The following is a 19,632-nucleotide window of genomic DNA, read 5'->3' as shown; positions in this document are numbered from 1 at the left end:
GCCTAGGACGGCGGGGCGTCCGGGGACCGGCCGGGACCGCGTGCCCGGTCCGGGTCCCCGGAGCGGACCGCGAGCCACCCGGCGGTGACCGCGGCCGCGACGGCGAGCACCGCCAGCGGGGCGGCGAGCGCCGTCGTCGCGACGAACGCGGTGGCCAGCCACGGCGCGGCGAACCCGGTGTAGGCGGCGGTGTAGAACAGCCCGTTCACCGCGCCCCGCCCGGACGCCGGCGCCAGCCGGCCGACGCGGGTGAGCCCGGCGTTGAGGCAGAGCCCGCCACCCGCGCCGAACAACACCCCGGCCACCGCGACGCCCGCGACGGCGGCCGGTCCGGGTGGCGCGAGCAGCGCGGTGAGCGTCGCGGCGGCGGCCCCGAGGGCGCCCAGCCCGGCCCCGGCGGGCCCGGTGCGGCGGCCGAGGCGGTGCGCGAACGGCTGCACCAGTGTCCCGGTGCCCAGGGTCAGCGCGGCGAGCAGCCCGGTGAACGCGACCGCACCGGAGATCCCGGGCAGCAGCAGCGGCAGCACGGTCACCGCGACCGACGGGAACGCGTACACGCACACCGCGGTCGGCACGACCACCCGCACGAACACCCGCCGCGCGGCCGAGGTCAGGCCCGGCCGGGGCAGCAGGCCGCGGGACGGCGGCCCGGCCGGGCGGGTCCCCGTCCCGACGGTGGCGAGCACCGCGGCGACCGCCACCACCAGCAGGGCCACGTGCACGAGGTAGGGCAGGGCCAGCGGCAGCGGCCCGGAGGTCGCGAGCAGCCCGGAGGTCAGCGGCCCGAGGCAGAAGCCGGCGGTCTGGGCGACCGACGCCGCCCGCGCGGCCCGCGGCGCGCCGTCCGGCCCGGCGAGGTCCTGCAGCCAGGCGCTGCCCACCGAGAACACCGCACCGGACGCCAGCCCCTGCAGGAACCGGGCCGCGAACAGCAGCCACAGTGCCGACGCCCCGCCGAGGAACAGCAGCGACGCCCCCGCGACCCCGGCGGCGACGGGCAGCAGCACCCGCACCCGCCCGAACCGGTCCGACGCCGGCCCGCCCAGCAGCAGCGACGGTGCGAGCCCGAGCGCGTACACCCCGAAGATCGCGGCGAGCGTGCTCGCCGACAGGTCGAGCTCGGCCCGGTAGACCAGCAGCAGCGGGGTCGGGACGTTCGTGCCGAACGCCGTCGCGAACAGCAGCCCGCAGGCCGCGAGCCACGTCCGGTCCCCCCGGCCTCCCTGCCGCACCGCCGCATCCTGCCAGCCGGGGGTTACCTACCGGTAGCCTCCGCAGCGAGGACCGGCGACGAGGACGGAGTGACGCGACATGGGTGAACCGACGGGGATCGCGGTCGAGGTGGCGGACGGGGTCGCGCGACTGCGCCTGGACCGCCCGAAGGCGGCGAACGCGCTGCACGAGCCGATGTGGTTCGGGCTGCGCGACGCGGTGCGCGAGCTGGACGCCGACCCCGCCGTGCGGGTCGTGGTGATCAGCGGCAACGGGCGGCACTTCTGCTCGGGCATCGACGTGTCGATGCTGGGCGGGCTGCGCGAGACCGCGTCGGACGACTCGATGGGGCACGGCGCCGACGCGCTGCGCCGCACCATTCTCGACCTGCAGGACTGCCTCACCGCGATCGAGCGCTGCCGGAAGCCGGTCGTCGCCGCGATCCAGGGCGTCTGCATCGGGGCCGGCCTGGACCTGGCCGTCGCCTGCGACCTGCGCTACGCGACCGCCGACGCGTCGTTCGTGCTGAAGGAGGTCGACATGGGCCTGGCCGCCGACGTCGGCGTGCTGCAGCGGCTGCCGCGGATCGTCGGCGAGGGTGTGGCCCGCGAGATGGCCTACACCTGCCGGCCGGTGTCGGGCACCGAGGCGAAGGAGCTGCGCCTGGTCAACGGCGTGTACCCCGACGCCGACGCCCTCGAGGCGGGCGTCGCCGAGCTGGCCGCGTCGCTGGCCGCGAAGTCGCCGCTGGCGCTGCGCGGCACCAAGCACGCGATCACCTACGCCCGCGACCACTCGGTCGCCGACGGGCTCGACCAGATCGCCACCTGGAACGGCGGCCAGCTGGTCTCGGCCGACCTGACCGAGGCCGTCAGCGCGTTCATGGAGAAGCGCCAGGGCGTCTACCGGGACTGACCCGGCCTACCGTCGCGGGACGACCTCCCCGACGACCGCGTACATCCCGGCGGGCGGCTGCCCGTCCTCGGCCCGCCAGTCGCTGACGTCGACCAGGCCCGGTTCCAGCAGCTCCAGCCGGTGCCCGGGCCGGTCGACGAGCAGCCTGCGCAGCAGGGCGCGGTCCCGGGACCGCGCCGGCTGCGCGGTGTCCCGGGTGAACCGCTCGATGGTGCGCATCCGCTCGGCGGTGTGCGGGTCGTCGACGTCGGTGCTGCCGTGGGACACGACGAGCATGCTGCCGGGCCCGAACGCCGTCACGTAGCGGTCGAACAGGGCGCCGAGCAGGTCGTCGTCGCGGACGAAGTGCAGCACCGACACCGCGAGCACGGCGACCGGCTCGGCCGGGTCGAGCAGGCCCGCCACACCCGGCGCGGCGAGCACGGCCTCGGCGTCGGTGAGGTCGGCGGCGGTGATCGAGGCACCGTCCACACCGGTCAGGATCTGGCGGCTCATCGCGACCGAGACCGGCTCGACGTCGACATAGGCGACGCGCGCCGCCGGGTCGGCGCGGTGGGCGATCTCGTGCACCGGCTCGGCGGTGGGGATGCCGGAGCCGAGGTCGAGGAACTGGCGCAGCCCGCGGTCGAGGCAGGCCCGCACGGCCCGGCCGAGGAAGGCCCGGTTGGCGAGCGCGAGCTCCCGCGTGTCCGGGAGCACGGCGAGCACACGCTCGGCGAACTCGCGGTCGGTGGCGAAGTTGTGGGCGCCGCCGAGCATGTAGTCGTAGACGCGGGCCGGGTTGGGGAGCGACAGGTCGATCTCGTCCACCGGGTCGGGCACGGGCTCCGGGGTGGTCATGGGCGTCACCCTCTCGCCGGTGTCTCCCGGGTCGCAAGTCCCGATAGGACATCGTGCAGCTCCGCCGCCGTGCCGGGGGCCACGCCGGGGTGCCCCGCCAGCGCGAGCAGCCGCGCGACCGCGGGTGCCCAGGCCGGACCGAGCCGGGCGTCGGCGAGCAGCGCGGCATCGCCGAGGATCTCCGCGGCCGGGCCGCGCCGGACCCGCCCGCGCGCGACGACGGCGACGTCGTCGGCCCAGCGGTGGGCGAGGTCGACGTCGTGTGTGGACAGCACGACCGCGGTCCCGGCGCGCTGCAGGTCCGCCAGCACGACGACGAGCTCCTCCACCCCGGCCGGGTCCAGGCCCGCAGTCGGCTCGTCGAGCACCAGCACCCGGGGCCGGACGGCGAGGGCCCCGGCGATAGCGACCCGCTTGCGCTGCCCGAACGACAGCCGGTGCGTCGGCCGGTCGGCGAGGTCGGCGACGCCGACGGCGGACAGCGCCTCGTGCACCCGGGCGTCGACCTCGGCCTCGTCGAGACCGAGGTTCAGCGGGCCGAACGACACGTCCTGCGCGACGTCGGCGGAGAACAGCTGGTCGTCGGGGTCCTGCAGGACGAGCTGGGCGGACTCGCGCAGCCGCACCAGCCCGCGGCGGGTGCGGCGGACCGGCTCGCCGTCGAGCAGGACCTGCCCGGCCGACGGGGCGAGCAGCCCGAGCAGCAGCCGGAACAGGGTGGTCTTGCCGCCGCCGTTGGGGCCGAGCACCGCGAGCCTGCGCCCCGGGTCGACGACGAGGTCCGCCCCGTCGAGCACGACCGGCCCGTCCGGGTAGGCGAAGACCAGCCCGCGGGCCTCCAGGACCGCGGTCACGGGACGACCACCAGGGCCAGGACCGGCACGGCGACGAGCAACACCGCGCTCGCCGCGACGAAGGCGGGCGAGACGGTGCGGGCGGGTACCCGGACGCGCAGCGAGCCGTCGTAGCCGCGGGAGGCGAGGCCGGCCTCGAGGCGGCGGGCACGGTCGAAGGCGCGGACGAACACGGCCCCACCCTGCCCGGCCAGCGACCGGAAGGTGGTCCGCCGCGTCCGGAACCCCATCCGGAGGGACTGGGCCTCCCGGACCGCGGTCAGCGAGTCCAGCAGCAGGAACAGCATCCGGTACACGAGCAGGGTGATCTCCAGGACGGCCGGCGGCACCCACCGCAGCCGGGGCAGGGTGTCGGCGAGCGGCGTCGTCGCGGCGAAGAGGATCAGGCAGGACACCGCCGCCAGCGAGCGTCCGACGAGCGCGGCCGCCCGGGCCGGCCCGCCCGACGCGAGCGCGAGCCAGGGGTCCCCGCCCACGGTCACCAGCAGGGGCAGCGCCCCCACGATCACGAACCCGAGGGGCAGCGCGAGCAGCCGCAGCGCGGTCCGCCACGGCACCCGGGCCCCGGCCAGCAGCAGCGCCAGCGCCGCGGCACCGGTCAGCACGGCCCCCGGCCACGGCGGGAGCGCGACGGCGAGCAGCAGCAGCCCCAGGGCGAGGAACGCCTTCTCCCCCGGGTGCCGGGACCGCCAGCGGTTGGCGTGGGCGGTCTCGTCGATCAGCAGCATCAGGTCTGCCGGGCGGCCTTCTCCCGGCTGCGGGTGCGGGCGACGCCGATGCAGTAGCCGAGCACGCCCGCGCCGGCCGCGGCCTGCATCGCGAAGATGCCGGACTCGATCTCGCCCGACGGCGGCTCCCACACCGGGCTGAACCACGGCTCGTAACCGGTGGCCTCGATGGCCTCGCCCGCCTGGCCGTCGGACCCGGCGTACTCGCCGGGCACGAACAGCACCGGCACCGCGAACAACGCGACGACGGCGACGACCAGCAGGATGTTCACGACGGTCGAGCGGCTCACGCCGACGCCTCCTTCTCGGTGGTGGCGGTGGGACCGGTCGCGGCGGTGGTCGCCGGGCGCAGCACGCCGAGGCGGCGCAGCTCGTCCGGGGTGATGCGCACGAGCAGCCGCACGACGAGCACCGTCAGCAGCCCCTCGGCCACGGCCAGCGGGATCTGCGTGATCGAGAAGATCGAGGCGAAGGTGACGAACGCTCCGCCGAACCCGGAGGTGGGGTCGGGGAACGCGAGCGCGAGCTGCGCGCTGGTGATCGTGTAGGTGCCGAGGTCACCGAGGAAGGCCGCGGCGAACACCGCGGGTCCCAGCGAGCCCCCGAGCCTGCGGACCACGACGTAGGCGCCGTAGGCGATCCACGGCCCGGCGATCGCCATCGAGAAGGCGTTGGCGCCGAGCGTGGTGAGCCCGCCGTGGGCGAGCAGGACGGCCTGGAAGAACAGCACCACCGTCCCGAGCAGGGCCATCACCGGTGGTCGGAACAGCACCGCGCCCAGCCCGGTCCCGGTCGGGTGCGACGACGACCCGGTCACCGACGGGATCTTCAGCGCCGAGAGGACGAAGGTAAACGCGCCCGCCGCGGCGAGCAGCAGCTTGGTGTCCGGGTCCTCCCGCACGCGGCGCACCACGGCGCGGGCGCCGTGCACGACGAACGGCGCGGCGACGACGGTCCAGGCCGCCGCGTGCAGCGGCGGCAGATAGCCCTCGGCGATGTGCACGGGCGAACGCTACGGCCACGTCATTCGATCGTGCAAGCCTGAACATCCGGTCAGGTGTGCAGGCCCTGACACACGGCGACGCCCGGACCCGGCCGGGCCCGGGCGTCACCGGTGGCTGCGGTGTGCCGTCAGAGGCGCAGGCCGTTGGTGTGGTGCACCTCGGCGGGGCGCTCGGCGGTGGCCTTGTGCTCGGCCGCGGCGGCGAGCCGGCCCGCCTCCTGCTCGGCCTCGCGACGACGGTTCTCCCGCTCGGCGGGCGTGGTCTCGGGCGTACCGACCCCGCTGCCCGGCCGGCCGGCGACGACCTGCTCCTTCGCCAGCCTGCGGGCCTTCTTCTCCGCCTTCGCGGCGGCGTCGCGCTTGGCGACCTTCTCCAGCCGCGCTGCCTTGGCCTTCTTGGCGGCCTTCTTCTCCGCGGCCGCGGCCTTCTCCTGCTCCGCACGCTCGGCCTTCGCCTGCTTGCGGGCCTTCTTCTCGGCCTTCTCGGCGGCGCGGACGGCCTTCTCGGCGTCCTTCTCCTCCGCGCGGCGGGCCTTCTTCGTGTCGGCCTTCGCGGCCTCGACGGCCTTCCGGCCGCCCTTCTTGTCCTTCTTGCCCTTCTTCGCGTCGGCCTTCTTCCCGGCCTTCGCGTCCTTCGCCGACGGGCCCGACGTCCCGGCCTCCTGGGCCGAGCCGGCGGCACCGGCCGCGATCAGCGCGGCCTGCTGCGCCTTCGCGGCGGCCCGCTCCGCCTTGGCGGCCGCCACCTCGGCGCGCCCGGCGGCCGCGGCCGACGACCGCTCCGCCTCCTTGCGGTCACGCTTGGTGGCGAACATCTTCTCCTGCACGGCCATACCCGGGTCCTCTCCTGTCGTCGCGACCGACGGCACGCCGCGGTACCGGTCGGTGGGAGCACCGACCGGCCGCGCACGTGCGGGTGACGGGTCGCGGGACGACGGTCTCGCTGAATGTCTCGGTGTGCGCGACACCGTGGCCCGGTGGACGGACGACGGCGTGCGCGGAACACGACAGGGTGCCCCGGGAGGCCGGTGGGGAAACGCGCAGGTGACGGCGAGGTGATCAGGACCGGCCCGGTTGCCCCGGTCGGACCACCACGGCCACCCGGTCGTCGTAGCGGGCGGGCGTCAGCCGGCCTCGGGGACCCCGTCGTGGTGGGTCTGCTCGTCGGCGAGGTGGCCGCGCAGGGTCACCAGGGTCCGGGCGAGCAGCCGCGACACGTGCATCTGCGACAGCCCGACCTGGGCGGCGATCTGGGTCTGGGTCTGGTTGCCGAAGAACCGCAGCATGAGGATGGTCCGCTCCCGCTCGGGGAGCTTGCGCAGGGCGGGTCGCAGCGACTCGCGGGCCTCGACCGCGTCCATCCCGGCGTCGATGCCCCCGACGATCTCGCCGAGCGGGTTGTCGGTGTCGCCGACGAGCTGGTCGAGCGAGTCCGACCGGTAGGAGTCCTGGGCCTGCAGGCCCTCGATGACCTCCTCGCGGCTGATGCCGAGGTGCTCGGCGAGCTCGGAGACCTTGGGGGCGCGGCCGTGCCGCGAGGCCAGCTCCTCCTGGGCGCGGGTCATGCGGCTCTGAATGTCCTTGAGCCGCCGCGGCACGCGCATCGACCAGGTGCGGTCGCGGAAGTACCGGCGGATCTCCCCGGTGATCGTGGGGACGGCGTAGGCCAGGAACGGGGTGCCCTGGCCCGGGTCGAACCGGTCCAGCGCGTTGATCAGCCCGATCGTGCCGACCTGCTCCAGGTCCTCGACGGGCTCGCCGCGGTGCCGGTAGCGCCCGGCGATGTGCCGGACCACCGGGTGGAAGCCCCTCGCCAGCTCGGAGCGCAGCCGCTCCCGCTCCGGGTCGTCGGGGTCGGCGGCGGCGAAGGCGTGCAGGGGCGCGAGGAGGTGGGCGTACTCGTCGGGGCGGGTGTCCGCGGCCTCGTGGGCGGGCCCGGTCGTGCCGTCGGCGGTGTCGCCGCTCGTGCCGTCCACCGGGTCCCCCACCGTGTCGTCGGCGCGCGACGCCTCGGCTCCCTCGGCGTCCGTGCTCGGCTCAGCCATGCCGTCTCCGCGGCCGGCGATGATCGACTGTCATCACCGACCGACGGTAGGCCGGGTGTCGCCGGCCCGCATGTCGAACTTCGCGTGACCTGGTCGAGTTTCGATCGACGGTCACTCCGATGAGTTGCACGGCGACCTGGTGGGTACTGCTCTCCCATGTCCCCGACTCTGCGTGTCGAGCTGCCCGTCGAACCCGGGTCGGCAGGTCGCTCCCGCCGGGAGACCGGGAGGTGGCTCGCGTCGCTGTGCGGGACCGACGAACAGTGCCCGACCGTCCAGGATCTCGTCCTCGCGGTGAACGAGGCCGTCTCCAACAGCATCGAGCACGCCTACGGGGCCGCGGGCTCGGACGGGGCCGCGACGGTCCTGCTGCGCGGTGAGGCCGAGGGGTACCGGGTGCGGATGGAGGTCAGCGACCGCGGGCGCTGGCGCGACCCGCCCACCGACCCCGGCCACCGCGGACGGGGCATCGGGATGATCGAGGCGGTCGCGGAGGACGTACGGGTGGAGCCGGGTCCCGACGGGACCACCGTCTCGTTCCAGGGCCGGATCGGCCGCTGTCCGGGGCTCTGCATCCCCGCGTCCTGACCGGTCCGGGGACCCCCGCGACGACAGGGTCGCCGCACCCCACGCCCGAGGGCGGGTGACGGCGACCGGTTCTCATCGGGCCCGATCCGGCTGCGGACCAGGCGTGGTGGTGCGAGTGGTCAGTCCCGCATGGAGGTGGACGGGTCGTCGGACCGGTGTCCGCGGTGCCCGGCACGGGCGACCGGGGTGTAGCGCCCGTCGTGGCGGGCCTGCTCGCTCTCGGGGTGGGGCCAGGTCGTGTTCGCGTGCTGCGTGCTGCTCTCACTCATGGACACAGAGTGCCCACCGGACGTTCCGGGCAAGCGGAGCGCAGGAGTCGGCTCGGTAACACCTGCGCCCCGCCCGGGTGAAGTCGCCCGCCGGTCAGCCCGACTTCGCGAGGCTCTTGATCGAGGACAGGATGTCCTGCACGCGCTCCTTGGCGTCGCCGAACAGCATCTGGGTGTTGTCCCGGAAGAACAGCGGGTTCTGCACGCCCGCGTAGCCGGTGGCCATCGACCGCTTGAACACGATCACGTCCTTGGCGTCCCACACCCGCAGCACCGGCATCCCGGCGATCGGCGAGCCCGGGTCCTCCGACGCGGCCGGGTTGACCGTGTCGTTGGCGCCGATGACCAGCACGACGTCGGTCTCGGCGAGGTCGTCGTTGATCTCGTCCATCTCCAGGACGATGTCGTAGGGCACCTGGGCCTCGGCGAGCAGCACGTTCATGTGCCCGGGGAGCCGCCCCGCGACCGGGTGGACACCGAAGCGCACGTTCACGCCGGCGTCGCGCAGTGAGCGGGTCAGCTCCGCCACCGGGTACTGGGCCTGGGCGACCGCCATGCCGTAGCCGGGGGTGATGACGACGCTCTCGGCGTTCGCGAGCAGCTCGGCGACGCCGTCGGCGTCGACCTCGCGGTGCTCGCCCTCCACCGCGGCGGCCGCCGAGGAGGTGGCCCCGAAGCCACCGGCGATGACCGAGACGAACGACCGGTTCATCGCCTTGCACATGATGTAGGACAGGTAGGCACCGGAGGACCCGACGAGCGCGCCGGTGATGATCAGCAGGTCGTTGCCGAGCAGGAAGCCCGCCGCCGCGGCGGCCCAGCCGGAGTACGAGTTCAGCATCGACACCACGACCGGCATGTCACCGCCGCCGATCGAGGCGACCAGGTGCAGGCCGAGCAGCAGCGCCAGCACCGTGAGCACGGCCAGGATCCACACCTGCGGCGAGACGACGAAGAACACCGTCAGCACCGCGAACGCCACGAGCGCGCCGAGGTTGAGGACGTTCTTGCCGGGCAGCATCAGCGGCGCCGACTTGATCTTCGCCGACAGCTTCAGGTAGGCGATCACCGAGCCGGTGAAGGTCACCGCACCGATGAAGACGCCGACGGCGACCTCGGCGTGGTGGATGCCCAGCAGCGAGCCCTCGAGCTGCAGGTGACCGGACTCGACCTCCAGGAAGCCGTTCCAGCCCACCAGCACCGCGGCGAGGCCGACGAAGCTGTGCATGAGCGCGATGAGCTCGGGCATCCCCGTCATCTCGACGACGCGGGCCCGCCATAGCCCGATCGCCCCGCCGACGACGACGGCGACCAGCAGCAGGGCGACGCCCAGCCCGGACGCCTGGCCGAGCGCGACGACGGCCGTGGCGACCAGCGCGATCGTCATGCCGGCGATGCCGAACAGCACCCCGGAGCGCGAGGTCTCGTGCCTCGACAGCCCGGCGAGGCTGATCACGAACAGGATCGCGGCGATCAGGTACGCCGCAGTGGTCCACGTCTGCACGGCTCAGCTCCTCGTGAACATCTGCAGCATGCGGCGGGTCACCGCGAAGCCACCGACGATGTTGATGGCGGCGAGCAGCACCGCGACCGCGGCGAGCCCGATGACCAGGGCGTCGCCGCCGGTGCCGATCTGCAGGATCGCGCCGACGACGATGATCCCGGAGATCGCGTTCGTGACCGACATCAGCGGCGTGTGCAGCGCGTGGTGCACGTTGCCGATGACGTAGAAGCCGATGACGATCGCCAGCACGAACACCGTGAGGTGCCCGGCGAGCTCGGCCGGGGCCAGCGCCGTGACCGCGAACAGCGCCAGCGCGCCGACGATCCCGGCGGCGAGCCCCGCGTACGGGGACCGCGGCTTCTCCGGCTCCTTCTCCTTCGGCTCCTCGGCCGGCTGGGTCGCGGGCGCCGCGCTCACCTTCACCTCGGGCGGCGGCCAGAGCGTCTCTCCCGCGTGCGCGGTGGTGATGCCGCGGACGACGGTGTCGTCGAGGTCGAGCGCGAGCCGCCCGTCCTTCTCCGGGGTCATGAGCTTGAGCAGGTTGAGCACGTTCGTGCCGTAGAGCTGCGACGCCTGCGCGGGCAGCCGGGCGGCCAGGTCGGTGTAGCCGACGACCGTCACACCGTGGTCGGTGACGACGACCTCGCCGGCCACCGAGCCCTCGACGTTGCCGCCCTGCGAGGCCGCCATGTCGACGACCACGCTGCCCGGGCGCATCGACGCGACGTCCGCGGCGGTGATCAGCTTCGGCGCGGGGCGCCCCGGGATCAGCGCGGTGGTGATGATGATGTCGCAGTCCGCGGCCTGCTCGGAGTAGATCTCGGCCGCGCGCTTGTCGTAGTCCGCCGAGGTGGCCTTGGCGTAGCCGTCGGTGGAGGCCTCCTGCTCCACCTCGACCGCCAGGTACTCGCCACCGAGCGACCGCACCTGGTCGGCGACCTCGGAGCGCGGGTCGGTGGCCCGCACGACCGCTCCCAGGCTGTTCGCCGCGGCGATGGCGGCGAGCCCGGCGACGCCCGCCCCGGCCACGAGCACCTTCGCCGGCGGGACCTTGCCCGCCGCGGTGACCTGACCGGTGAAGAACCGGCCGAACACGTGGGCCGCCTCGATCACCGCCCGGTAGCCCGCGATGTTGGCCATCGACGACAGCACGTCCATCGACTGGGCCCGCGAGATCCGCGGCACCGCGTCCATCGACAGGGCGGTGACGCCCTGGGCGGTGAGCGCCTCGGTCCGCTCGGCCTCGAAGCGCGGCGCGAGCATGGCGATCAGTACCGAGCCCTCGCGCAGCTTGCCGATCTCCTCGGGCGCCGGCGGGTTGATCATCACGATGATGTCGCTGTCCCACACGGGACCGTCGACGACGTCGGCACCGGCCTCGGCGTAGGCCTCGTCGGTGAAGCCGGCGTGGGCACCGGCCCCGGACTCGACGGTGGCGGCGTAGCCGAGACCGACGACCTTCGCGACGGTCTCGGGGCTCATCGCCACGCGGGTCTCGGGCTCCGCCTCCGCGGCCACGCCGATCCGCATCGCCGGTCCCGACGGCTCAGGGCTGTCGCTCATGCACTCTCCTCGATCTCGCGCGCGCGTCGTCGCTCGCGCCGGTCGCGGGCCTTTCGGAAGGTAATGCCGGAAGCGGGCGCGTGCAGTCACGACTGCGTCACAGGCCAGGATCCCACCCCTTCGTACGGGCAGGCGGTGCCGGGCGGGAGCGTATCGCGAAGATCGTGCGTGCGGACCCGTCGTCGGGAGGGGCCGACCGTCCCGGGCCGGGACCGGTCATCCCCCGGGATGCACGATCCGGTCGACGACGATGGTCAGGAGCAGCCGCGTCCCGGCCCCACCGCCGAAGCCCGGGTACGGCCGGCCCAGGTACTTCTGCGACAGCTGGTCGATGTGCTCGGCCGCACCGTCGGTGGTGGCCGCGACGCACCGCCCCCGCACGCTGATGTAGCGCATGGGCTGGTCCGGATCGGCGACGGCGACCGAGACCCGGGGGTCGCGGGCGAGGTTGCGGGCCTTCTGGTGGGTCTCCACGGTGTTGATCAGGATGTGCTCGCCGTCGGTGTCGCACCAGGTCTGGGTCAGCTGGGGCGAACCGTCGGGCATGGTCGTGGCGACCCAGCACGGGGACGCCCTCCGGAGGAGGTCGACCAGGTCGTCGGGCAACGGCGGGGGTGCGCTCATGGGGCAGCCTTCCGGGGATCCGGTGGACGTCGGCGGGGCCGTCGGCGCGGACGTCACGGTAGTGGCCCCGGGCGGCCGCCGCCCGGATCCGGTTCTCCCCGCCGTCGACGTGGAGGTCGGCGCCGAGCCCGACGCGGGCCGCACGGGTACTCAACGTGCCGACCCGTGCCCGGCGGACTGCTCCAGCTCGGCGCGGACCCGCTCGACAGGCGCTGCCTCCAGGACCTGCTCCGACGTCGGCTCCCGTGCCGAGCGGAGCTCGTCGATGAGGGGGCAGATCATGCCCGGACCGCAGTGCGGGCCCGGAACCGACGGCAACGAGCGCCGGTTCGGTACCGGGCGCGGCCGGGGTGCCGTGGGCATCGGTGGAGCCGGCGTGGGCGCCGGCCCCGGACCCGACGGTGGCGGCGAAGCCGGGACCGACGACCTTCGGGACAGCGGGCCCCGGTCAGGGTCTCCCCCGACGAGCTCAGGTGCGGCAGCGGCCACCGTTCCCGGCAGCTCGACCGACCAGTCCGGGCAGCACGACCGGCCGACGGTCGTCGAGCAGGATCACAGCTCTGCCGGGCTGGTCCGTCGGCCGGTGAGGACGGCGAGCGCCGCGCCCGCGGCGGCCATCACGGCGCCGACCGCCAGCCAGCCGAACGCGCCGGTCGCGAGTACGAGTGGCAGCACGAGCGCCGGTCCGACGATCCGGGCGAGCGAGGCCGCCATCCCGAACACGGCCTGGTACTGGCCCTGGGCGCCGTCCGGGACGGAGCCGAACGCGGCGAACCACGTCGCCGCCCCCGCCCCGATCTCGCCCGCGGTCAGCACCGTCACCCCCATGAGCACCAGCACCGCGGGCAGCACCACTCCGCCCGCACTGCCCGCGAATCCGATCAGGACACATGAGACGAGGAGCGCTGTCCCTGCGACCACGGCCGAGCGCCGGGCGGCCGCGGCGGTGACGATCCGCGCCGCCCAGGCGGTCTGGACGAGCAGGACGAGGACCGTGTTCAGCCCGAGCGCGACGGCAGCGATCCATTCCGGGGCGCCGGTCCGTGTGGCCACCCAGAGCGGCAGGATCACGCTGAGCACCGGCATCGTGAGCTGCAGCAGTGCGGACAGGCCGGTCACCGTGACGAACCGGCCGTCGCGCAGGGCGGTGAGCCCGGGCCGTCGGCCCGCTGCGACCCCGCCCGCGGTCCCGGCCGAGGCGGGCAGCCCGGCGAACAGCACCGCGCAGGCGAGTGCCGCGACCGCCCCGCCCACGAACGTCGCCCGGTAGAGCACCGCCGAGTCGACGGCCAGCACCACTGCGCCCCACACCGTGCCGAGACCCATCCCGGCGTTGAGCAGTGTGTGCAGTACTGCCCGGGCGCGTACCCGGTCCTGCGGCGGCACCATCGCGGCGACGACGGCCTGGCGGACCGCGCCCATCCCGGCCTGCGCGACGACGAAGCAGATCGCTCCGGCGGCGTAGGAGACGAGCCCGCCGGCCAGCGCGTAGACCACGAGCGCGACGACCACCAGCCCGCTCAGTCCGACGCCCGCCCGTCGCAGACCGATGGCATCCGCGAGCACCCCGATCGGCACCGACAGTGCCAGCGCACAGGCTGCGGCCGCGGCCAGCACGATCCCGACCGTCTCCGCGGCCAGGCCGACCCGGGTGCTGAAGTACAGCACCGCCGTGGCCAGTACTGCGCCGTCCACTGTGGACCCGACGAGCTGGGTGATCCGGACCCGGCGGACGGTCCGCGTGACCTCGCTCACCGGGGAATCATCGGGCCGCGCCCGGGATCGGGGCAAGCAGGATCGCCTCGGCGCCCACGTCCGGCCCCGCCCGCAGATCACCGAGAACCGGTGGTTCGCTGCCCGTCGGGCCTCGAGCGAGGACGATCACGCAACGGCCACCGTCTACCGGATCCCCGGTGGATCGGTGTCGTCCCCGTCGGCGACGGCACCGGCGTACCGTCCCGCCAGTTTGCGCAGCTCGGCGGCCAGTTCCGGGGAGTCGTGCACGGAGAAGTCCAGGTCGAGCATGGACAGGTATCGCAGCAGCGTCGCCGGATCGTCCGCGCCGGTGTCGAGCCAGCACGATCGGGCGTCGATCGTGGTGAGTGTGCCGGCCGTGCGCGGTAGTCGCTGCGCCACGGCCTCCATCGGTGCGTGCAGCCGGATCCGCGCGAAGAACTCCCACGTCGCGCGAGCAGCGCCGTGAGCGACCAGTTCGTCCATGCCCTGCGGCGGTGGAGGGCGGGGGACGAATCGCGGCCCGTTCGGTACGCACGGGGTCAGACGGTCGACGCGGAGGACCCGCCAGTCGGCCGATCCGCGGTCGTAGGCGGCGAGGTACCAGCGGCCGAGCAGGTGCGCGATCTGGTAGGGCTCCACCACCAGCCGGGTCGTCGCGCCACTGTTGTCCACCAGGTCGACGCGTAGGCATTCGTGGTCCCGGCGGGCCGCCACCAGCGCCGTCAGCACGGCCGGGTCGACGGTCGCGCCACCGGGCAGGCCGGTCAGCGAGCCCGGCACGGTGACCGTGTGCGCGAGCAACGTGCCGATCCGGTGCCGCAGCCGGGACGGCAGCACCGTCTCCAGCTTGGCCAGCGCCCGCACCGCGGTCTCCTCGATGCCGGCCACGGTTCCGCCGGCGGCGGTCCGGAGGGCGACGGCGACCGCGACGGCCTCGTCGTCGTCGAGCAGCAGCGGAGGAAGGGACCCACCCGCACCCAGCCGGTAGCCTCCGCCGACCCCCCGTACGGCCTCCACCGGATAGCCGAGTTCACGCAGCTTCTCCACGTCGTTGCGCACGGTGCGGGCGGAGACGCCCAGTTCCCCGGCGAGGTCCGCGCCCGTCGACGGGTGGGCCTGCAGGAGCGAGAGGAGGCGGAGCAGACGCGCCGAGGTCGACATCATCGACGACGAACCTAGCCGCTCGCGGAACGAAATCTGCCGCATTGGCTCCTACCGTTCCGGACATGACGAACAACGGCATCCACCCGTTCCGGATCGACGTCGCGCAGACCGAACTCGACGACATGCGGGCGCGTATAGCGAACACCGCTGGGCCCGCGAGCTGCCCGGGCTGGGCTGGGGCCGGGGCGTGCCGACCAGCTACCTGCGCCGGATCGCCGAGTACTGGCAACACACGTTCGACTGGCGCGCGGCCGAGACCCGGCTCAACGCGCTGCCGCAGTTCGTCACGGAGATCGACGGGCAGCCGATCCACTTCGCGCACGTGCGCTCCCCCGAGCCCGAGGCGCGACCGATGCTGATGCTGCACGGGTGGCCCAGCTCGTTCGCCGAGTTCCTCGACGTCGTCGGCCCGCTCACCGACCCGGTGACGCACGGCGGCCGTGCGGAGGATGCGGTGCACCTGGTGCTGCCCTCGTTGCCCGGATTCGGGTTCTCCGCGGTCACCGAGGCGGGCTGGGGAGACCTGTTCCGGGTCGCCGGGGCGTTCGCCGAGCTCATGACGAGGCTGGGCTACGACCGATTCCTCGCCCAGGGGACCGACGTCGGCTCGGGCGTGGTCGCGATGCTGCCGATGGCCGCGGCCGGACGGGTGATCGCCACCCACGTCAACGGTCCCACCCCGTTCCCGCTCGGCCCGGAGGTGTCCCTCGACGGGCTGGCGGGCAGCGACCTCGACCGCGCGCAGCGGTTCAACACGTTCCGCGACGACGGCACAGGCTACCTGCACATCCAGGCCACCCGGCCACAGACGATCGCCTACGGGCTCACGGACTCCCCCGTCGCGCAGCTCGCGTGGATCGTGGAGAAGTTCGCGGAGTGGACCGATCCGTCGCACGAGCTGCCCGAGGACGCCGTCGACCTCGACCTGCTCCTCACCACCGTGAGCCTGTACTGGTTCAACGAGCTGGGCTGGTCGACCGCGCACACGCTCTACGAGGGGATGCAGGCGTACAAGGCCTTCGCTCAACCGGCCGGGGACAAGGAGGTGGGCTGGGGCGACTCGGGTGGGTGGAGCGACGCGGGCGGATGGACGCCGCCGCCCGCCCCGCCGTCCGCGGTGTCCGTCTTCGCGGCGGATCTGTCGGTCCGTCGCGAGGTGGACCCGGCTGGTGCGCACGCAGCGTGGACGGAGCACGACCGCGGTGGGCACTTCCCGGCGATGGAGGTGCCGGAGCTGCTGGTGACCGACATCCAGGAGTTCTTCCGCGGACGCGATTGACGTGGATCGGGCCGCACGGGCCACCGGGCATCGGGTCCTGACCGGCCTCCCGCCCCGGGATCGGATCCTCGTCACGGCGTGGCGGACCGCCGGTGCACGATGCGGAAAGAGCTCACCACGGCCACAACGTCAGAACCCCGACCTCTGAAAGAGATCGGGGTTCTGATGATTCGTCTCGGGTGGAGCTGAGGGGATTCGAACCCCTGACCCCTTGACTGCCAGTCAAGTGCGCTACCAGCTGCGCCACAGCCCCTTGCGACATGAAGAACACTACACGGGCCGGTTTCCGGCTCGGAAAGGGGGGTGCCCCGGGCGGCACCGGCACCTACCGTCGGCCCCGTGCAGCCCTCTGACATCGGACGACTGGTCACGCTCGGCGCCCCCGCGGTGTCCCCGGACGGCACGGTCGTCGCCGTCGCGGTCCGCCGCGTCGACCTCGGCGCCAACCGGTACCGCACTGCGATCTGGCTCACCCCGACCGACGGGAGCGGTCCGCCGCGCCGGCTGACCGGCTCCGAGCACGGCGACTCCTCCCCCGCCTGGTCGCCGGACGGGACGCGGCTGGCCGTCGTCACCGGGCGGGAGGGCGGCGGCGCGCAGCTGCGGGTGCTGCCGATCGGGGTCCCGGGCGAGCCGGTGGTGGTCTGCGAGCGTCCGGAGCCGGTGTCCGAGCCGGTGTGGTCGCCGGACGGCACACGGATCGCGTTCGTGTCCCGGGAGCGGGCGGCCCGCTGGGCCACCGGCGACGACGACCGGGCCCGCGAGCCGCGCCGGATCGACCGGCTGTTCAGCCGGCTGGACGGGGAGGGGTGGATCATCGACCGGCCGTCGACGGTGTTCGTCGTCGACGCCGGGGGTGGCGACCCGGTGGCCGTCGCGGGCGGGCCGTACGAGCACTCGTCGCCCGCCTGGTCGCCGGACGGGCGGACGCTGGCCGTCGTCGCGGACCGCGAGCCGGACTGAGACCTGGACGAGACCGCGCGGATCTACCTGGTCGACGCCACGGGCGGCGGGGACGGGCCGCGGCGGCTCACCCGCACCGGACGCCATCACACGCACCCGTCCTGGTCGCCGGACGGCACCCGGCTGGCCACCCTGGCCTCCGACGACCACCTGGCGACCCCGGCGCACGCGTCGCCGGCGGTGGTCGACGTCGCGACCGGGCGGGAGGACGTCCTCGCGACCGGCATCGACCGCACCTGGCGGCCCTTCCCCGGCGCCCGCCCCCCGATCTGGGACGACGGCCACCTGCTCGTGTCCTGCGAGGACCGTGGCGGGGTCCACCTGTACCGGGTCGCGGCCGACGGCGCGGGGGCGGGCACCGCGCAGGCGCTGCTGACCGGCGAGCGGGCGGTGACCGCCTACGACCGCGCGGGCGGGACCACCGTCGTCCTGGTCACCGACCACGACCATCTCGGCGAGCTGCACGTCACCGACGACGGGTCGCTGCGCCGGCTCACCTCGCTCACCGAGCCCTTCCACGACGCCGTGCCGCGCGGGCGCACCCCGGTGCGGCTGGCCGTGCCGTCCCCGGCCGGGGACGGCGACGTCGACACCTGGGTGCTGCTGCCCGACGAGCCCGCCACCGGCGACGGCGGGCGGATCCCGGTGCTGCTGTCGATCCACGGCGGCCCGATGACCCAGTACGCCGACGCCTGGTTCGACGAGTTCCGGCTGTGGGCGGGCGCCGGCTACGCGGTCGTCTGGTGCAACCCGCACGGCTCGACCGGCTACACCCAGGACCGGGTCCGGGCGATCCGCAGCCCGCTGGCGGAGACCGCACCCGGGACCGGGTGGGGCGGGATCGACGCCGACGACGTGCTCGCCGCGCTCGACGGCGCCCTCGCGGCCGTCGACCGGGACCGGGTGGGCGTCCTCGGCGGGTCCTACGGCGGCTACCTCACCTCGTGGCTGGCCGCCCACCACTCCGCCCGGTTCGCCGCCGCGTGCAGCGAGCGGGCGGTGAACAACCTGGAGTCGCTGGACTGGAGCTCCGACGCCGCCGGGTGGTTCGGCCACGAGCTGGGCCGCTCGCTGCTGGACGCGCCGGAGGAGTACCGGCGGATGTCTCCGCTGCACCACGTCCGCGGCATCGATGTGCCGATGCTGATCCTGCACTCCGAGGACGACCTGCGGTGCCCGGTCGAGCAGGCCGACGCGCTGTTCGTCGCGCTGCGGCTGCTCGGGCGGGCGGTGGAGTACTGGCGGTTCCCGGAGGAGAGCCACGGGATGTCACGCGACGGGTCGCCGCGCCACCGCGTCCAGCGGGCGCAGATCATCCTCGACTTCTTCGGCCGGCACCTGGGTGGGCGCAGGCCGGAGCAGGTGCTTGCGGGCTGAGCCCCGGGGCCGCTCAGCCGGCCCGGCTCCGGTCGTCGTCCTCGTCGGTCCCGTCGGCGCCGTCGAGGTCGCCGACGGTGTCGGTCTCCGGGCCGACGGAGCGGGGCGCGCCGTCGGTGGCCCGGACCGGCTCGCCGACGGGCTCGCGGAGCCGTCGCAGGGCGGGGTCGTCGACCCAGAACTCGTCGAACCCGTGCTCGGCGAACCGGTCGGCGACGCGGTGGATCGCGATGTCGTGGCGCACGTAGAGGTGCGCGAGCAGCACCGCGGCCGGGTCGTCGGTGTAGAGGCCCCAGGTGCGGTCGGCGGTGAGCCCCCCGATCACGGCCTGGTCCCGGTCCGCGACGACGATGAGCATCCGCCGGCCGAGGTTGTCCTCGACCGCCGAGGGCTCGGAGTAGCGGTGCTCGGTGTGCCAGCCGACCGGGTCGTCGTCGGGGCCGAAGACGACCGTGGCCACGTCGACGCCGTGCTCCTCGGCCCGGCGGATCGTGGGCTTGAGGGCCTCGACGTCCTCCGGCCAGCCGAGCACGTACAGCTCGGAGCGGGCCGCGGCGGCGACGTCCTCGGCCCGCTCGAGCAGCATGCGCCGCTCGGTCAGCGAGTGCACCAGCCGCACCTGCGGTGGCGCGGTCAGCCGCGGGATCTCGTTCTGCAGGATGCCCAGCGTGCGGTCGAAGTCGCGGCGCATCCGCTCCAGCAGCGTCGCGGGCGGCAGCGGGACGTAGCCGGTGCCGTCGGCGGCCCGCACCTCGAACGCCGCGCCGCGGCCGACGAGCTTGCCCAGCGTCTCGTAGACGGTGCTGCGCGGCACCCCCGACCGCTTCGCCACCTCGTAGCCGTTCACCGCCTCGCCGGCACTGACCAGGGCGACGTAGGCCTTCGCCTCGTACCCCGACATGCCCAGACGTTGCAGTTCTTCCGTCACCCGCCGTACGGACATTGCGAGATCATCTCACTCATTCGG

Annotated in this window: 21 protein-coding genes and 1 tRNA gene; 5 read left to right on the top strand and 17 right to left on the bottom strand. The window is 74.2% G+C overall.

Annotated features, from left to right (window positions below):
• Window positions 1-2 precede the first annotated feature (2 nt).
• Window positions 3-1,232 carry an MFS transporter gene (locus KPL57_RS38595; RefSeq protein WP_226355436.1) on the bottom strand — a complete coding sequence of 410 codons (1,230 nt, stop codon included), beginning with the start codon at window positions 1,230-1,232 and terminating at the stop codon, window positions 3-5.
• A 79-nt stretch (window positions 1,233-1,311) separates the two neighbouring features.
• Here KPL57_RS38595 and KPL57_RS38590 point away from each other — a divergent pair, with 79 nt between their 5' ends.
• A complete protein-coding gene (locus KPL57_RS38590) occupies window positions 1,312-2,127 on the top strand; it encodes a crotonase/enoyl-CoA hydratase family protein (protein ID WP_226355435.1) in 816 nt (271 codons plus the stop codon).
• Window positions 2,128-2,133: 6 nt separating this feature from the next.
• Here KPL57_RS38590 and KPL57_RS38585 read toward each other — a convergent pair whose 3' ends face one another.
• The 7 genes from KPL57_RS38585 to KPL57_RS38555 form a co-directional block, all read right to left on the bottom strand.
• Window positions 2,134-2,967 carry an SAM-dependent methyltransferase gene (locus KPL57_RS38585; protein ID WP_226355434.1) on the bottom strand — a complete coding sequence of 278 codons (834 nt, stop codon included), beginning with the start codon at window positions 2,965-2,967 and terminating at the stop codon, window positions 2,134-2,136.
• A gap of 5 nt (window positions 2,968-2,972) precedes the next feature.
• Window positions 2,973-3,821 carry an energy-coupling factor ABC transporter ATP-binding protein gene (locus KPL57_RS38580; RefSeq protein ID WP_226355433.1) on the bottom strand — a complete coding sequence of 283 codons (849 nt, stop codon included), beginning with the start codon at window positions 3,819-3,821 and terminating at the stop codon, window positions 2,973-2,975.
• Window positions 3,818-4,549: a cobalt ECF transporter T component CbiQ gene (gene cbiQ, locus KPL57_RS38575; RefSeq protein WP_226355432.1), complete on the bottom strand. Its 732-nt coding sequence runs from the start codon at window positions 4,547-4,549 to the stop codon at window positions 3,818-3,820. The genes KPL57_RS38580 and cbiQ overlap by 4 nt, the downstream gene beginning before the upstream one ends.
• Window positions 4,549-4,839 carry an energy-coupling factor ABC transporter substrate-binding protein gene (locus tag KPL57_RS38570; RefSeq protein WP_226355431.1) on the bottom strand — a complete coding sequence of 97 codons (291 nt, stop codon included), beginning with the start codon at window positions 4,837-4,839 and terminating at the stop codon, window positions 4,549-4,551. Before KPL57_RS38570 ends, cbiQ begins: the two co-directional genes overlap by 1 nt.
• Window positions 4,836-5,552 (bottom strand): energy-coupling factor ABC transporter permease, encoded by a 717-nt coding sequence (locus KPL57_RS38565; protein ID WP_226355430.1) that lies wholly within the window; start codon window positions 5,550-5,552, stop codon window positions 4,836-4,838. The genes KPL57_RS38570 and KPL57_RS38565 overlap by 4 nt, the downstream gene beginning before the upstream one ends.
• Window positions 5,553-5,680: 128 nt before the next feature.
• The gene (locus KPL57_RS38560; protein WP_226355429.1) at window positions 5,681-6,385 is read right to left on the bottom strand and encodes a hypothetical protein; all 705 of its coding nucleotides are present in this window, start codon (window positions 6,383-6,385) and stop codon (window positions 5,681-5,683) included.
• A 291-nt stretch (window positions 6,386-6,676) separates the two neighbouring features.
• Window positions 6,677-7,597, bottom strand: coding sequence for an RNA polymerase sigma factor SigF (locus KPL57_RS38555; protein WP_226355428.1), 921 nt, complete (start codon window positions 7,595-7,597; stop codon window positions 6,677-6,679).
• Between the two features lie 156 nt (window positions 7,598-7,753).
• Between KPL57_RS38555 and KPL57_RS38550 the strand changes: the two genes are divergently transcribed.
• Window positions 7,754-8,185: an ATP-binding protein gene (locus KPL57_RS38550; protein WP_226355427.1), complete on the top strand. Its 432-nt coding sequence runs from the start codon at window positions 7,754-7,756 to the stop codon at window positions 8,183-8,185.
• Between the two features lie 119 nt (window positions 8,186-8,304).
• On the opposite strand, the gene KPL57_RS38545 is transcribed toward KPL57_RS38550, so the two are convergent.
• From KPL57_RS38545 to KPL57_RS38520, 7 genes are all read right to left on the bottom strand, one after another.
• The gene (locus KPL57_RS38545; protein WP_157818481.1) at window positions 8,305-8,454 is read right to left on the bottom strand and encodes a hypothetical protein; all 150 of its coding nucleotides are present in this window, start codon (window positions 8,452-8,454) and stop codon (window positions 8,305-8,307) included.
• 94 nt (window positions 8,455-8,548) lie between these two features.
• Window positions 8,549-9,958 (bottom strand): Re/Si-specific NAD(P)(+) transhydrogenase subunit beta, encoded by a 1,410-nt coding sequence (gene pntB, locus KPL57_RS38540; protein WP_226355426.1) that lies wholly within the window; start codon window positions 9,956-9,958, stop codon window positions 8,549-8,551.
• Between the two features lie 3 nt (window positions 9,959-9,961).
• The gene (locus KPL57_RS38535) at window positions 9,962-11,521 is read right to left on the bottom strand and encodes a Re/Si-specific NAD(P)(+) transhydrogenase subunit alpha (protein WP_255656389.1); all 1,560 of its coding nucleotides are present in this window, start codon (window positions 11,519-11,521) and stop codon (window positions 9,962-9,964) included.
• 216 nt (window positions 11,522-11,737) lie between these two features.
• On the bottom strand, window positions 11,738-12,145 hold the full coding sequence (locus tag KPL57_RS38530; protein ID WP_226355425.1) for a PPOX class F420-dependent oxidoreductase: 408 nt from the start codon (window positions 12,143-12,145) through the stop codon (window positions 11,738-11,740).
• 150 nt (window positions 12,146-12,295) lie between these two features.
• On the bottom strand, window positions 12,296-12,427 hold the full coding sequence (locus KPL57_RS67770; protein ID WP_255656391.1) for a hypothetical protein: 132 nt from the start codon (window positions 12,425-12,427) through the stop codon (window positions 12,296-12,298).
• A 270-nt stretch (window positions 12,428-12,697) separates the two neighbouring features.
• Window positions 12,698-13,900 carry an MFS transporter gene (locus KPL57_RS38525; protein ID WP_226355424.1) on the bottom strand — a complete coding sequence of 401 codons (1,203 nt, stop codon included), beginning with the start codon at window positions 13,898-13,900 and terminating at the stop codon, window positions 12,698-12,700.
• 144 nt (window positions 13,901-14,044) lie between these two features.
• A complete protein-coding gene (locus tag KPL57_RS38520; RefSeq protein WP_226355423.1) occupies window positions 14,045-15,046 on the bottom strand; it encodes a YafY family protein in 1,002 nt (333 codons plus the stop codon).
• Between the two features lie 187 nt (window positions 15,047-15,233).
• On the opposite strand from KPL57_RS38520, the gene KPL57_RS38515 reads away from it, so the two are divergent.
• On the top strand, window positions 15,234-16,325 hold the full coding sequence (locus KPL57_RS38515; protein WP_308253077.1) for an epoxide hydrolase: 1,092 nt from the start codon (window positions 15,234-15,236) through the stop codon (window positions 16,323-16,325).
• Between the two features lie 180 nt (window positions 16,326-16,505).
• Here KPL57_RS38515 and KPL57_RS38510 read toward each other — a convergent pair.
• A tRNA-Ala gene (locus KPL57_RS38510) sits at window positions 16,506-16,578 on the bottom strand.
• An 86-nt stretch (window positions 16,579-16,664) separates the two neighbouring features.
• On the opposite strand from KPL57_RS38510, the gene KPL57_RS38505 reads away from it, so the two are divergent.
• Window positions 16,665-17,288, top strand: coding sequence for an LpqB family beta-propeller domain-containing protein (locus KPL57_RS38505; protein ID WP_226355422.1), 624 nt, complete (start codon window positions 16,665-16,667; stop codon window positions 17,286-17,288).
• Between the two features lie 180 nt (window positions 17,289-17,468).
• A complete protein-coding gene (locus tag KPL57_RS70645; RefSeq protein ID WP_226355421.1) occupies window positions 17,469-18,665 on the top strand; it encodes a S9 family peptidase in 1,197 nt (398 codons plus the stop codon).
• Window positions 18,666-18,678: 13 nt separating this feature from the next.
• Here the strand turns inward: KPL57_RS70645 and KPL57_RS38495 are convergent, their stop codons facing one another.
• Window positions 18,679-19,566 (bottom strand): helix-turn-helix domain-containing protein, encoded by an 888-nt coding sequence (locus tag KPL57_RS38495; RefSeq protein WP_226355420.1) that lies wholly within the window; start codon window positions 19,564-19,566, stop codon window positions 18,679-18,681.
• Between the last annotated feature and the right edge of the window lie 66 nt (window positions 19,567-19,632).

The organism is Pseudonocardia sp. ICBG601 (genome assembly GCF_020496245.1).
The sequence above is the reverse complement of the archived record's forward strand: the minus strand, read 5'-3'. Positions and strand labels throughout refer to the sequence as shown.